Annotated in this window: 9 protein-coding genes; 3 read left to right on the top strand and 6 right to left on the bottom strand. The window is 42.3% G+C overall.

What is annotated here, in order from left to right; translation table 11 throughout:
• Nucleotides 1–393 (top strand): transposase (locus BACFIN_RS17555; RefSeq protein WP_007748433.1); only part of this gene is annotated, 393 nt, incomplete at its 5' end.
• A gap of 251 nt (nt 394–644) precedes the next feature.
• On the opposite strand, the gene BACFIN_RS17550 is transcribed toward BACFIN_RS17555, so the two are convergent.
• From BACFIN_RS17550 to BACFIN_RS17535, 5 genes are all read right to left on the bottom strand, one after another.
• Nucleotides 645–3,206, bottom strand: a complete 2,562-nt coding sequence (locus BACFIN_RS17550; RefSeq protein WP_007748437.1) for a glycoside hydrolase family 3 C-terminal domain-containing protein — start codon at nt 3,204–3,206, stop codon at nt 645–647.
• Nucleotides 3,207–3,210: 4 nt separating this feature from the next.
• Nucleotides 3,211–4,929, bottom strand: a complete 1,719-nt coding sequence (locus BACFIN_RS17545; RefSeq protein WP_007748438.1) for a family 43 glycosylhydrolase — start codon at nt 4,927–4,929, stop codon at nt 3,211–3,213.
• Between the two features lie 22 nt (nt 4,930–4,951).
• Complete coding sequence (locus tag BACFIN_RS17540) at nt 4,952–7,816, bottom strand: glycoside hydrolase family 3 C-terminal domain-containing protein (RefSeq protein WP_007748440.1); 2,865 nt, start codon at nt 7,814–7,816, stop codon at nt 4,952–4,954.
• A gap of 30 nt (nt 7,817–7,846) precedes the next feature.
• Nucleotides 7,847–12,124, bottom strand: a complete 4,278-nt coding sequence (locus BACFIN_RS23145; RefSeq protein WP_007748443.1) for a glycoside hydrolase family 3 C-terminal domain-containing protein — start codon at nt 12,122–12,124, stop codon at nt 7,847–7,849.
• A 115-nt stretch (nt 12,125–12,239) separates the two neighbouring features.
• On the bottom strand, nt 12,240–13,106 hold the full coding sequence (locus tag BACFIN_RS17535; RefSeq protein ID WP_007748444.1) for a patatin-like phospholipase family protein: 867 nt from the start codon (nt 13,104–13,106) through the stop codon (nt 12,240–12,242).
• 222 nt (nt 13,107–13,328) lie between these two features.
• Between BACFIN_RS17535 and BACFIN_RS17530 the strand changes: the two genes are divergently transcribed.
• Together BACFIN_RS17530 and BACFIN_RS17525 are read left to right on the top strand one after the other, a co-directional pair.
• Complete coding sequence (locus BACFIN_RS17530) at nt 13,329–13,859, top strand: hypothetical protein (RefSeq protein WP_022275916.1); 531 nt, start codon at nt 13,329–13,331, stop codon at nt 13,857–13,859.
• Between the two features lie 178 nt (nt 13,860–14,037).
• Entirely contained in the window at nt 14,038–15,222 is a 1,185-nt protein-coding gene (locus BACFIN_RS17525; RefSeq protein ID WP_022275915.1) for a C1 family peptidase, read from the top strand.
• A gap of 97 nt (nt 15,223–15,319) precedes the next feature.
• On the opposite strand, the gene BACFIN_RS17520 is transcribed toward BACFIN_RS17525, so the two are convergent.
• Nucleotides 15,320–16,171 carry a helix-turn-helix domain-containing protein gene (locus BACFIN_RS17520; RefSeq protein WP_007748450.1) on the bottom strand — a complete coding sequence of 284 codons (852 nt, stop codon included), beginning with the start codon at nt 16,169–16,171 and terminating at the stop codon, nt 15,320–15,322.
• Nucleotides 16,172–16,249 lie beyond the last annotated feature (78 nt).

Consider the following 16,249-nt stretch of genomic DNA (forward strand, 5'->3'; position numbering starts at 1 on the left):
CGTTTTAACGAAGGAGTACGTTTGAAAGACTGTATTCATCTGCAACAACAACTGACCGGGGTTAGGGTTAAGGCGCTTGCGGCGGATTCAATCTATGCCAATAATGCCAACCGGAAATTTTGTACTAAATATCATATAAGTACTTCCTTTAAGCGTAAGGGCAGAGCTGCCAAAGATGAGCCGCTTCGGAGAATCTTACGGTCGGAACTCAGCCGCGAAAGAGCTACCCGCCTGGAAGGAAGTTTTGGAACGCAGAAACAACATTACTCACTGGCCAGGATAAAAGCTAGAAACAGGAAAACGGAAGTACTTTGGATTTTCTTTGGGATACATACAGCCAATGCGGTATGTATGATAGAAAAGGTCGAAAAGAAAAAAAGAAAGGCAGCATAATCTGACTAAAATAACAGGAAAAACAGGAGAGGTTTTAACTTCCCCTAAAAAAGACATGTACATAATGCATGGGTGGGAAGGAAAAAACAAGAATATGTAAACAATATTCTACAAAAAAGATAGAAGACTGGGAGAGTTGAACGAAAAAATCAAGAGAAAAGCTTTGCTTTACGTGAGCTTTTCTCTTGATTTTTTAGAAAGAGGAACATTTACTGAATATCCCTACGAAAACGACTTTAAAATGACGGACACTATAAATTTGTAGTGTTCTCCAAACGAATATCACCGGATGAAGCACCTACCATGAAAGTAAACGAACCTTGAGGCACTACAAAACAAGCCTGTTTTTCATCCCAATACCGAAGTTGTTCTTTATCAAGCGTAATCTCCACTTTCCGGCTCTCTCCTGCCTTCAAAGCAACACGACGGAAACCTTTCAACTGTCTGATAGCCTGTGTACTGCCTGCTATTTCCGGTAATCTAACATAGACTTGCGCAACTTCATCACCTGCCCGCTTACCTGTATTCTTCAATGTAAATGATACATTCACTGTTTTTCCCGCATCGTCTACTTTCAGATTACTATATTTAAAAGTCGTATAACTAAGTCCATATCCAAACGGATAGAGCACATCTTTCTTAAAATACTGATAAGTACGTCCTTTGGTTATATCATAATCATCAAAGGCCGGAAGTTGCTCTAAAGACTTATAATAAGTCAACGGTAAACGACCCGCCGGATTATAATCCCCAAATAAAACTTCCGCAACTGCCGTTCCCCCTTGTTCGCCGGGATACCATGCGTTCACAATGGCTGGCAAATGTTCGTTTTCCCAATTAACAGCCAAAGAACTTCCTGCAACCAAAACCAAAATGATGTTAGGATTCACTTTATAAATTTCCTGTAAGAATTCACGCTGATCGGCCGGAAGTTGGATGTCATAACGATCTTGTCCTTCGCGTTCAATTGATTTATTGATTCCCATTACGGCAACAACAGTCTCACATTCGCGAACAGCCTTTCCCGCTTCTCCATACAAATCAAGCCGGGTAGCCTTTCCTATTTGCGGCACTTTCCATTGCAACTTTGCAATGGCATAATCCCGGTTATCATAATACTCCGCCTGCAGTTGATAATCTTTTCCCGCCTCCAGATAAATAGATGCGGAGTCGGTAGATACGGAATGCCCATTCCAAGCGTCAATCAACATTTCATTATTAATACGTAAACGACAACCATCGTCCGAAGTAAAGCTAAAAGTATAACGTCCGGAGATAGTAGGCCTCAACTTACCTGTCCAACGAATGGAAAGAGGAGATTTAGGGAGGAACGGATCGGGTGCCTGATTGGCAGGTTCAAAATTGATCCAACCTTCCTTGCGCTCTTTAGGCGTGCCCTCCAAACGGGTATTATCAAAGTACTCCGCTCTCAGCCCTTCCGGGAAATTCTCTCCTTGAATAAGTTCCAGACCATCGACAGCCGATTTCCAAGGAGCATAAACCACCTTTACCTTATCACCTACCCTGTTCTTGATACCTTGCAAAATAGAAACTGGTTCCACTACCGGAGCCCCACTATAATCACCAAACTCGCATTTACCGGCATTAATCCCCACAACAGCTATCGATTTCAGCTTCTTTACATTAAGCGGAAGCATATTTTTCTGATTCTTCAATAAGACAATACATTCGCGGGCAGCATTCAAAGCTACCGTCTGATGCTCTTTCGAACCTATTACCGACGGAGAGATCTTAGCATACGGATTTCGTTCCACACCATCAAAAAGCCCCAGCTTCATACGAGCTGTCAGCACGTGATAAGCAGCCGAGTCGATATCTGCTTCCGAAGCCATATATTGTTTATAAGCATTCAACAGATACTCATCATACACATCATCTCCACATTCCAGATCCAATCCGGCTTTAATGGATAACGTGGCTGCCGCTTCTTTGGTCTTCACATACTTATGCGCATTGACCAATAAAGAAGGTCCTCCGCAATCGGATACCACATATCCCTGAAATCCCCAATCCCGACGCAACACCTTCTGCAAGAGCCAGGAATTCAACGTACAAGGCACATTATTAAGTGCATTATAAGCAGTCATGATGGAAGCGGCCTTTCCTTCCTTCACACACATCTCAAAAGCAGGGAAATAATATTCGCGCAGTTGCTTTTCCGAAATTTGCGGATTGCAGACAAAACGATTGTGTTCTTCATTATTGGCAGCAAAATGCTTGGGAGTAGAAACAATCTTTAAATAATGCGGATCATCCCCTTGTAATCCTTTCACAAAAGCCGTTCCCATCACCCCGCTCAAGAAAGGATCTTCCCCATACGTTTCCGGTGTACGTCCCCAACGAGGGTCACGAGCCATATTCACGGTAGGCGACCAGAAAGTCAGCACATCGCTGAACTGCTCTTTTTGATTCCTCCCCTGATCGAGTTCATTCCAACGGGCACGCGCCTCATCCGAAATCACAGTAGCTATCCGCTTTTGTAATTCGGGATTCCATGTAGCCGCCAGTCCGATAGCCTGTGGAAATACCGTAAAACGTCCCGGGCGGACAACTCCGTGCAATGCTTCATTGCCATGATAATATTTATCAATGCCCAGACGGGGAATGCCGGGAGAAGTCGCACGAAGCAGGCTTATCTTCTCTTCCACCGTCAAACGTGAAATCAAATCCATCACTCGTTCATGCACAGGGGCATTTGCATTCTTATATAACTCCTGTGCGTACGAAAAAAGGCAAGGTGCTCCACATAGAACACCCGCCAATAAAAACTTTCTTATTCCTTTGATACTCATTTTTCTATCTTGTACTCTTTAATAGATCGGAGCTGTTTTCATTAAAAGCTTCAATTGAGAAATAATACTCCGAATCCCGATTAAAATAACGGGCCTCATACTGATTATCAAAAACCATCACTGCATGAGTCAGTTTATCCTTTTGAGTTCCCCAGCGCAATACGTAGCCCGTAGCCCCCTTTTGAGCTTCCCAAATAAAACGGTAAATCCGCTTGTCCTGCTGATCCCGAACAGCTCGGAATCCCGCCACTTTAGAAGGAGCAATACCTTGCCCCGTACCAAACACACGGAAACCGGATAAAGAGAAGTTGCCCTCCATGTTCTTTGCGTTACTGATCCGCAGATATCTGATTTTTACGGGTTTATCTAATGTAAACAAACGATGAGGTTCATCTTTACTGTTGTCTCTTTCGTCAACAAGGTTCACCCACTCTTTTCCGTCCACCGACCCCTCAATAATGAACTGATAGACTACCGGAGGATGCGGTGCAAAAACCTTGAAATTATGATCGGCAAAGTTCACGTGTACAGCATTCACTGACAACAGATTCTCCAAATCAACCTGTATCCACTCTCCTTTTTTTCCGGTTTGAGCAGCCCACCACGTTTCTATTTGTTCGTCATTTACCTTATCCGGCTCATATCCTGCAAGAGACGAAGATGCAAGAACAGGCTTCCGATATGAGAGTAGATTCCAGCCCATACAGAGATTATTCCCGCTGAAATCAACCCTGCGGTCCGGAATATAGAATGGATAATCTCCCCAAACCGTATGAGCGTACATACCTTTGCGAGAAGAGACTACAACAGGGAAAAGCCCTAACCTCCGTTCAAACCAATGGCGGACAGAAATAGTCATAGACGCCACATGCCAATAATTTCCGTATTTGTCACGGAAAGTATGCCCATGCCCGGCCCCACCTATGAAACCTCCCGGTTTAAAGGAAAACGGATTATCCTCCATATATTCAAATGGTCCCAAAGGACTGTCACCGACATAAATTCCATCGCCATAAATACGATACTGAGTACCTGGAGCCGCATATTGCAGATAGTAACGCCCCTCATGTTTCAGCATACAAGGACCTTCATTCCATCCTTGACGCGGTTCTTCATTATTCTTTCCCGGAACTTCCCAACCATATTTGTCTCCATGATGTTCTATCAACGCTTTAGCTTCCCCAATAGCTTTGAAACCATCCTGCGGGGCGACCTCTACTCCCATAATAGGCTCTTTGTCCGAACATCCCCAATACATATACACTCTTCCATCATCGTCTCTATAAAACGCCGGATCATGCAATCGGTAGGTCAACTTCGTGTTTACCGGTTCCCATGTATCTTTTTCCGGATGAGCATTTTTGAATATTTGGGTTTTCCCGCTAGAGGTAGTGAAGTATAATGTATCTCCTATAGGAAGAATCGTAGGAGCATAATCTTCCAGTGTGGGAATAGTCGTACAAGGAATATACTCCCAGTCCGCCAGATCGTCGGATCGCCAATATCCTCCGGACTTGGAGGCAAACAGATAATAGTAGCCTTTGAAGTATTCCAATACCGGATCGGCGGCTTCACGACGAGACTCGTCTTTCGGTTGGAAGCGATAATTCAGATTGAGCGGGTTAGTAACAATCCGGTGAGCGGCTATTTGCTTTTGTGATTGGCAGGAAGTGATACTTCCTGCCAACAACATACTAATTATTATAGAAGCAGTCCCCTTCATTGTGTTTTTCTAATTGATACCTTTATAAAGCTACCATTTTATATTTGGTAGTGAAAGCAACAGGCTGCTTATTATCTTTACTCAGCTTGAAAGGAATCAGTTTTTCTTCTCCGGGTCCGAGTTCATAGTGAATGGCATCTCCCATCTTCTTACCGTCAACAAACATTTCCACCTTACCGGTATCCATCAATGTTCCACCATTCTTCACGCTCACCCATACGGTCTTTTGGTCGTTCAACAAATTCTCTTCCACTTTCGATACAGAGAGGTCAAAATCAGCTCCGAACTCATGCGTATAATTAAGTATCCCAGATACTCCTTTCTTCTTGTCGCTATAACCCACACTATGCTTTATTTCATTATTTGCCTTATAATCAGGACTCATACCACCAACACAAATCTTGAACTCTCCTTTTTCGACTACTCTGTCCATATGATCATTAAGCAATGACAGATCATACGGTGTCAGTTCAAAAGAAACAGTCTTTGACTCTCCGGGATTCAAATGAATACGAGCAAAGTCTTTTAGTTCCATGACACGGGTTTTTACACTGGCATACATATCTGTAACATACAACTGGGCAACTTCGTCACCGGCACGACCTCCCACATTCTTCACTGTAGCCTCGACCGTCACATTTCCATTCGGCTTTTCCTGTACCTTCAATCCCGAATATTCAAACGAAGTATAGCTTAGCCCGTATCCGAAACGATAAAGAGGATAATATTCCATATCTACATATTCATAACGGCGTCCCGAAGTTTTGAAGTTGTAATATAAAGGAAGCTGCCCTACATGACGTGGGAAAGTCATCGGCAAACGACCACCCGGATTATAATCACCAAACAAAACATCTGCCGTAGCCGGTCCGCCTTCTTGTCCCGGCAACCAGTTCACTAGAATAGCTTTACACATTTCCGAAGCCTTCAAAAGATCATAGGGACGACCGGCCTGAAGAATTAAAATCACAGGTTTTCCAGTTGCACAAACCGCCTCCAATAATTCCTGTTGTTTACCCGGCAAAACCAGAGTGGCCAAGTCATTGTTTTCACCACACGTCTTACGTACATCCTTAGTAGCTTCGCTTATTGAACAGTCTCCCAGCACCATTACTACAACATCTGCCTGAGAAGCGGTCTTCACTGCTTTAGGAATATCTGTCATCCCCGTTTCTGTAAAGTCGCATCCCTTTTCATAAAGCACTTTGGTCTGTTTGCTTACAGCAGCCTTAATACCAGTCAATACAGATTTCAACTGTCCCGGTTGAAGTTTCGGAGTATAATCACCCGGTTGAAGATCATCCGCTCCGGGACCTAGAACTGCAATCGTACGAAGCTCCTTTGACAAAGGTAGAAGGTTGTCTTTATTTTCCAACATCACGATAGACTCACAAGCTGCCCGGTGTGCCATAGCTTTATGACTATCCGAATTCCATCCCGGATAAATCTTGTTCCAATCCAACGGTTTGCAGGGATTCTTCTCAAAAAGTTCATTCCGGAACATAGTAGCCAGCATAGTACGACATACATTATCCAGATTCTCCATATTGATACGTCCATCCTTTGCGGCTTGAATCACTTCTTTATTATTGTAAGTATCACCGCAGTTAGTAGCAATTCCGGCAGCCAATGCCTGATTGGCAGCCTCTATCTTATCCTTTGCCGTATAATGCTTACGGGCAGTCAGGTTACCGATAGCCCCACAATCACTGACAATAAAACCGTTGAATCCCCACTCCTGACGCAATATCCGTTGGAGTAATTCCGTACTCTTGGCAATAGGAATACCCATATAATCGGAATAAGCCATCATCAGCGACTGACAATCATAGTTACGGATGACATGACGGAACGGTACTAAATGCACTTCACGCATTTCACGCTCCGACAAGCCGATATCATGTGAATCACGCCCGCCTAAAGGTGCTCCATGCCCACCAAAATGCTTAGGAGTAGTAAACAATCCTTTAGATTGGTATCCTTTAATCCATGCACCTCCCATTTGAGAGACCAATACCGGGTCTTCTCCGAACGTTTCTTCACAACGCCCCCAACGTGCATCCTGAGCTACATCCAATACCGGTGACCATGCCTGTTTGGTATTGGCTATCACTGTCTCATCCCCAATAGCCATTGCTACTTCTTCCGTCAGTTGCCTGTTCCAAGTAGCTCCCATTGCCAAAGCCTGAGGGAAAATGGTAGCTCCACTACCATAAGAGAATCCGTGTACTGCCTCCACTTTAGTAATAGGCGGCACATACAAGTGAGGAATACCGGGAATTCCCCATCCCTCACGAATAAGTTCCATCTTGTCTGCCGGAGTCATCGCAGCTAGCAAGCTTTCCACTCGTTCATCTACAGGGAGCGATGCATCCATATAGGGACGGTCGGTCACTTTCCCTTTGCTGTCTGTCAGCACTTTTTCTGTTAGAAATACGGCAACTTCCTTCAAAGAGAAAGGCTTATCCGCTTTTCCGGATTTAAAGTTCAACTTGACATGGGCACCATATTTAGGAGTAAACTTGACTTTCATTGACTTATCGTTCCCACTCACCTGGTAGTCCACCGGATCTCCCAAGTTCATCGGATCATAGGTGACATAAATATCCAATAATCCTTTCAGATCATTCTTATTGATTCCCTGCATCTGGAGGTCCAGTTCACAAACATCCCCCGGCTGCTGGATAGTGAACATTAACCATTGTTCGGCTTTCAACGCCTGAGACGGCAACGTCCACATCGTTTTCACATTTTTATCAACAGCCAATACAGCTCTTTCCGCATTCACAGAAGCCGATACTGACATAATATCGCTCTGTTGTTGCGCCATCACCGCAGAACATGACAATAATCCTATTGCCAACATCCATTTCATTTTGTTTCTCATGTTATGCTTTTTTCAAATATAATTAAATAATTATTTATCTATCGTATAAGTATCTCCTGTAAGTTTCAAAGCAGTTTCTACAGTTTTTAAAGGAGCAGTTAGCGTAGCCACAGGTGAACAGCCGCCAACTTGTATCTTTACTGTGCCAGGCAGAACTTTACGAATGCCGTTTTCATCGACGCAGGACAAATCTTCAGAAGATAAGGAGAAAGTTATTTGTTTTGCTTCACCAGCCTTCAAATATATCCGTTTAAAACCTTTTAAGGCCGTCACCGGAACCAGTATTTTTTTATCCGGATGGGATACATAAAGCTGGACAACTTCTTCCCCATCCATCTTTCCTGTATTTTTCACTGTAACTGTTACCGGAATTTCTTTATCAGTAGTATTGCAAGCCGTAGGCATTTTCAAAGAAGAATACCTAAAATCGGTATAACTCAATCCGTAACCGAAAGGATAAAGTGCTTTTCCCTTAAAATAACGGTATGTCCGTCCTTGCATATCATAGGATTCGAAATCCGGCAAATCGCTGTCTTTGGCATAGAAAGTTACCGGAAGCTTTCCGGAAGGATTATAATCTCCAAACAGAACATCTGCAATCGCTTCTCCACCATATTGACCTCCATACCAAGCATTCAAGATTGCCGGAACGTGCTTTGCTTCCCAAGGAATGGCAAGTGCGCTTCCCGTCATCATCACGAATACAGTCGGAATGCGCCCTGCCACCAATGCTTTCATCAGTTGTGTCTGGACTGTCGGCAAAGCAATGGAAGTACGGTCACCGCCATCAAATCCGTCTTTATTGACCGACATTTCCTCACCTTCCAATCTCGGACTGATACCGCCTATGAAAATAACCGCATCAGCACCTTTCGCCTGATTAACATATCGCTTCAGTTCATCTTCCGATACGGTATTTATGTAATCAATACCACTCACATATACAACTTCCGCCACTCCTTTCAAACGTTCACGGATAGCCTGCAAAGGAGTTAACATACGGGAAGGATGACCATTATAATTTCCTAACAGAGCGTCTTTGCAATCAGCATTCGGCCCCATCACTACCACCTTCTTCAATTTATTTTTCTGAAGGGGCAGCAATCGGTCATTCTTGAGAAGTACCATTGATTCACGCGCCAATTGCTTCGCTAAATCCTGATGCTTTTTACATTCCAATACAGATATGGGAATATGGGCATAATCCACCTGTTCTGCGGGATCGAATAAACCCAAACGAAAACGTATCGTAAACAAACGCTTCACAGAGACATCCAATTGTTTTTCCGTAATGATTCCATTTTTTACAGCTTTTACTAAAGCCAGATATGCACTTTGACCGCAATCCAAATCAGTCCCATGAAATACTGCATCGGCTGCTGCCGTAGCCGCATCCGGATGTGCCTTATGATGATTGAATATGTCATCGATAGCGCCACAATCAGAAGTAACATAACCTTTGAAGTTCCACTTATCACGCAAGATAGACTGCATTAACAAATCATTTCCACAACAAGGCTGTCCCTTAAAAGCATTATATGCACACATGACACCGGATACATTTGCATCAACTACCAATGTGCGGAAAGCCGGTAGATAAGTATCCCACAAATCATAAGTACTTACATCGGAATTGAAGCTATGCCTATTCTTTTCCGGACCGCTATGCACAGCATAATGTTTAGCACAAGCCGAAGCTTTCAGATAACGGGGATCATCTCCTTGGAGCCCAAGAACAAAGGCTTTTCCTATTTTAGATGTCAGATAGGGGTCTTCACCGTACGTTTCCTGACCACGTCCCCAACGAGGATCACGGAAGATATTTATATTAGGGGTCCAATACGTCAAAGCATGATATTGACTGTAATCCCCTCTCTTTTGTGCATCATTATAAATAGCACGTCCTTCATCTGCTATAGAAGAAGCGACTTCTTTCATTAACACATCATTCCATGAAGCTGCCATTCCTATTGCCTGCGGAAATACTGTGACATGATATTTAGTACGTCCAACACCATGCAAACATTCATTCCACCAGTTATAAGCAGGAATTCCCAAACGTTTGATAGCCGGAGCATTGTTCAACATCTGTCGCACCTTTTCTTCCAGAGTCAAACGGGAAACTAAATCATCAACACGTTGCTCTATGGAAAGTTGAGGATTACGGAACGGATACCTTTTCTGTACCGTTATCGGCGTACTTTTCGTCTGTTTTACGAGCTTAATCGTCCCGTCAGGATTGTGATATAATTTATCTACACAAATGGAACGGAGCCAATCATGATTGGAGAGCGCACTATTATGATAAAAGGCATACCACTGTCCTTTAAACTCTACGATAGAACCATGATTCGTATAGCTGTCAGTCGGCTCCATATAGATTCCCTTTGATTCCCAAGGTCCCAAAGGAGAATCACTGACGGCATAACGCATTCGGTTATCCCCTTTGACCCCATCATTCCAATTCTCATCATGATTGTCGGAATAAGACAGATAATATTTACCATTATACTTATGTATCCAAGTCGCCTCGTGAAAATCTTCCAAACCTTCCATTGTCTGCATAGGTCCGTCCAATTCCATCATGTTATCTTTCAGTTTCCCCCCTTTACAAAGACCGCCACCACCATTATAGATATAGGCTTGCCCATCGTCATCCACAAAAACACAAGGATCAATCAACGGATCCATTCCTTCTATATAACCTTTTACCTTAAACCCTTCGGCAGGCTTACGGCTCGTAGCCACTCCGATTTTCCAGCTATCATTCCAATTCGTTCCACTAGGATGAGGAAAATAAAAATAATAGGTTCCATTCTTATATGCACAATCCGGTGCCCACATAAAACCTCCTTCTTTACGTCCCCAAGACACTTGAGCTGAATTCAAGATCTCACCATGATCTGTCCAATGTACCATATCGTCGGTAGAGAAAACATGATAACGGTCCATTAAATCACATCCGTGGGGCGGAGCAATATCATGCGAAGCATATACATACAACCTGCCATCTTTCCAAACGTGTGCGGAAGGATCTGCCGTATACATATGGCGGATAAAAGGATTAGGCGCCGAAGGATTCAAACTAGTATCGAATGCCATCGCCTTTTCCTTACGTAAGATTTTTCCAGCCTCACCGACCAGCTTCAAGTAATGATCACTTTCCACTTCCTCTTCAACAGGAATAAATATACTTTCCCCTACCGGAACTTTTTTTGCACATTTAAAGATCGCTGTGCCTTCATCCACTTCATCAAACATTGCTACATAGATCATTTCGGCTCCTGCACGAATAGCTCCCATCAGCTGTTTCCAAAGGAAAGAACCTTTGTTGCGGGGAATGAATGAATTGTGATCTTGACCTTTCATATTGCCCCACGAGAAACCTGGAAATACCAATGGAGCATAATCCACTTGATTTTTCTTTGCCCATTGGATATCCGCCTCTACCATTTTTTGAAATTTTGGATAAGTGTTCTCATTATAACGTCCTACGAACCAAGGCATCACGATATCGCATTTTCTGATAAGCTGATGAAGGTGGGGATCTGATTCTGTATCTCCTTTCAGTTCGCGCCATTGGGTAGGCACTCCAAGCATTACACTGAATCCTTGCAATTTTAAACCGTCAATAATACGCTCCGCCTCTTTCAGCCCATAACGTCGGTTATCATTAAATCCAACTCCCCATACGGTAACCAACGGTTTCCCATTATGATATAGATAAGAAGGATTCTTGACATGATCTTTTATAGAATATTGACGTGCGATTTCTGCAATATCTTTTAATAACAACCCTTCTTCTCCCGGCTTCATACCACTCAAGTCATACATCACACAGATAGCCCGTTCGTATTTATTTGCTGCCTTCATTGCCGAATTGAGGACTTTATTGAAATGTTTCAATCCGCTTTCATTCCGAATTTCGGAAACAAAGCGTTGCATAAATACTCCATCCAACCCATATTGGTTCATCCACTTAAAATGAAGTTCGACTGTAGATTCGTCATAAGAAGAAAAGACTGATGCTGGTTTGCCATCCTCAAAAGTAAACTCTGTCTTATAGAGTTTTTTATATTCCGACACTTCCGGCCAGAAATCAATTGAACAGGAACCGGGACGAAAACCCTTCGGACCATTATAATGATGCCAGCCGCGGCCGGAGCCGTCATCAGGGGTATTGAACCACCCCTGATAACCGGCCATCACTAACCCCTTATAAGAGTTATATTGCCTGCCTCCACCTTTGGCTGTTATACCTACTGAAAACAATAAACAAAAAAACAACCAACTAAATCTTTTTACCATATTCCTTTGTTTTTCATGTTATATTAAAAGTTCTCCAATACTATTTTTCAGCAAAGTAAAGGAGCGCCCCTTAATAAATCCCACTAAAAGGAATTAATAAAGACTTAAAATCGAATTAATCGGGGAAAAAAGTAGAAAAATAATGAGACAAAGCCTGTGCGCATGCGTATCCCTCTTCATAAAATTCCGTCAGTTTGCGCACATTCTTTTCAATACGGTCTACCACCACAGGCTTCAATGGGCGGATAACGATAATCTTTCCTTCGTCTTCCATACGCTCCACCATTTCCAATTGTTCATTATAAACAGCACAACGACGGCTCAACGCTTCACGTAACTTCGGATATTTCCGATAAACAAATGCCGGAATACGAATATCCTTCGAATCTTTCCGATACCCCCTGTTACGGGTAAGTACAACGACATTATGTGTGTAACCATCCGCAATAGCCCGTTGCAGGGGAATGGAATCTACAATTCCTCCATCGAGCATCGGTATACCGTCTACATAAGCAATAGGGCAAACAAAAGGCAGACTGCTGGAAGCACGAACGATATCGATCACTCGCCTTTTATCTTTCTTCTCTTCAAAGTAGTTGGCCTCTCCCGTCACGCAATTCGTAGTCACCATCACAAAACGCTCGGATGAAGCAAAATAAGTTTCATAATCGTAAGGAAGGATATGCTCGGGAAACTCATTGAAAAGTAAATCGAAATCGAGAATGTTACGCTTCTTGAGTAAATACTTCAAACCGATATAGTTGTATTTTTCCAACAGGTCAATATTGCTGTATTTGGCACGTCCCCGTTGACGGGAAGCATACGACAACCCATTACACGCTCCTGCCGATACTCCTATCGTATAAGGAAAACGAATATTGTGATCCATCAGATAGTCGAGTACACCACAAGTAAACACACCGCGCATACCTCCGCCTTCCAATACCAATCCTATAGATTCATCTACTTTCAAATCTTTCATATCCTTACTCCCATTCTCGTTTTCACACTCTATGTTGCATAAACAAGCCTTTGTATTTTATTGCATATTTATGACAAATTCAAACAAAAAGGCTGATTGTTGGGCAAAAATAGCAAATATTTAAACAGATACTTGTTTTTTCGGTTCAATATATGTAACTTTAGGCTAGCTTAATTGTTTAAGGAGGAAAAACTTAAAAAGTCCTGCCCGCAGGCAAGCACCATGAGAATACAGTTTGAAATTAAAGAAAAGTTCCCGGAAATCATCGAAGAAATCATGAATTCCGAAAAATGGCAAACTTCCGTGAAGGAAGAACTTAGCGGTCGGACGACCGTTGTGATCCGTGACCAGGCGTATGGTTCAGAAGCCACTATTGAGATTTATGCTACGTCCATTGAAATCAAAACCGCATGGTCAAAGTACTCCTATCGCATATTCGTAACCAATGACATCGTATGGTGCGAATATAACGGAGCCTATCGTGGACTATTGGAACAAGTACTTCTGCCGACTATTACCCCCAAAGAGAGTTTGCTCAATTCCGATGTGACCGAAAGTTCGCTTTATGGAAACGAGCCTAAGAAACTTAGAGAGTACGCAGAAGACAATCTGAAATTAAAACAATTCCGCCGGGACAACTTCAACGAACAGAAAAACGGAACTGCACCGTTCGACCATCCGAAACGTGTCTACGATGAATTCATTAAAGAAGATTACATAGTAACATCCAAAGATAAGGAAAAGAAAGAATAGCACACATCTAATGATGTATCTACCTATACCGCTTTGTTGTAACAGCAAAGCGGTATTTTCGTACCCCAATATACTAATATTCATTCTTTTTTTATACATATTAATTCAAACGGATGGTTATCAAAAGAGGAATCCTTATATTTGTAGCCAAAACAAATTTAATATTAATGTCATAAGAATGAAAAAGAGTATCCTTATCGCTGCTTTGGGCTTATTCAGCCTAAGCATGACGGCACAAGACACAAAACCCGAAGAGGGCTTCGTTTTCACGACAGTGAAAGAAAATCCGATTACTTCCATTAAGAACCAGAACCGTTCGAGCACCTGCTGGAGTTTCTCTACTCTTGGATTCGTAGAGTCCGAATTACTCCGGCTAGGAAAAGGTGAATATGACCTTTCTGAAATGTTCGTAGTACACAAAACGATGGAAGATCGTGGAGTGAATTATGTACGCTATCATGGCGACAGTTCTTTTTCACCGGGTGGAAGTTTCTATGATGTGATGTATTGTATTAAGAATTACGGTATCGTTCCGCAAGAAGTAATGCCGGGTATCATGTATGGCGATACTCTACCGGTGCACAATGAACTGGACGCAGTTGCCGAAGGATACATTAATGCAATAGCCAAAGGCAAGTTAAGCAAATTGACTCCGGTTTGGAAAAACGGTCTGACAGCTATTTATGATACATATTTGGGAGAATGTCCTGAGAAGTTCACTTACAAAGGAAAAGAATATACGCCGAAAAGTTTCGCCGAATCACTTGGTCTGAACTGCGATGATTATGTATCACTGACTTCTTATACTCATCATCCGTTCTATACTCAATTTGCCGTAGAAGTTCAGGATAATTGGCGTAACGGTCTGTCATACAACCTGCCAATCGATGAACTGATGGCTGTAATGGACAATGCCGTAAAGAAAGGATATACTTTTGCATGGGGTAGTGATGTCAGTGAACAAGGGTTCAGCCGCAACGGTACCGCCGTTATGCCGGATATCATCAAAGGAGCTGAACTTTCCGGTTCGGACATGGCCCGTTGGACAGGTATGACTCCTGCCGACAAACGCAGAGAATTGAGTAGCAAACCATCACCGGAAATGGAAATTACTCAAGAAATGCGTCAGACTGCTTTTGATAACTGGGAAACAACAGATGACCACGGAATGCAAATCTATGGAATCGCCAAAGATCAGACAGGGAAAGAATATTTCATGGTAAAGAATTCTTGGGGAAAAGCCGGCAAATATAACGGTATCTGGTATGCCTCCAAAGCCTTTGTTGCTTATAAGACTATGAATATTCTAGTACACAAGGATGCGCTTCCTAAGGAAATTGCCAAGAAACTGGGTATCAAATAAGTCTGCCAGAAAATAGTATTAAAAAACATAACTAACTAATATATAGAACGGTATCCCTACATCAAATGTGCAGGAATACCGTTCTTTTATTTCATAATTACTTCTCTCTATATTCCTGTGGAGTCATCCCTACATGCTTCCGAAAATATTTATTGAAAAAAGACAAATTGTTAAAGCCTAACGAGAATGCTATTTCTTTCACCGGTAAACGGGTAGACTTTAATTGTGCCTTAGCATTCATTATTATCATACCTGTAATAATCACCAACGGACTATGCCCACTTGCCTTTCGAATTGTACTAGAGAAATGTGCCGGTGTCACTCCGCATTTATCGGCATAGAAAGCAACTTCATGCTCTTTTGTGTAATTCGCCATTAATATTTGAACAAATTGCCGATATAATTCATGTTCACGTTTGAGAGGTTCATTCACTACTGTTTGTTGTCGACTATACAACTCTTTCACTCCTTGAAAAAAGATAGTAAGAATAGAACGAAGGATTTCTTTATTTTCCAATGTATTAGGCAAAGAATAAGCCCTGATTAATAAGCTATAAGCATTACGATACAAAGTTGCAATTTCTTCCGGTAAAGAAACAACCGGAGTATTCAGTATGTTTGGCAATAAGCCCAACAACGAATCGACATAATTCACTGAAGCGACAAACTCAGAAGAAAATCCGGCAAAGCAAACACGGGTATCCGAAGATACTTCATGTATTTGGATAAATGAATTAGGAAGAAGAGTGATAAAGTCATTTCGACGAATGACTACCTCCAACAAATTTATGGTGGCACGAACAGTTCCCTCCGTACAAAGTATAAAAAGCCCGGCTTTTATCTGACAGGGAAATCGACTATACATATTTAATATATCACCAGTAATACTATCGTCCGCTATAAAATCAATAGGAAGATCAAATTTAGGAAGATTACCATCTATTATCATAACCAAAAGAAATTAAGTTGCCCAAAGATAGTTTTTCTTTTGAGACCTTTGTTATAGCACATTAAGAATAGAACAACA

Origin of the sequence: Bacteroides finegoldii DSM 17565 (assembly GCF_000156195.1) — a bacterium.
Classification (GTDB): Bacteria; Bacteroidota; Bacteroidia; order Bacteroidales; family Bacteroidaceae; genus Bacteroides; species Bacteroides finegoldii.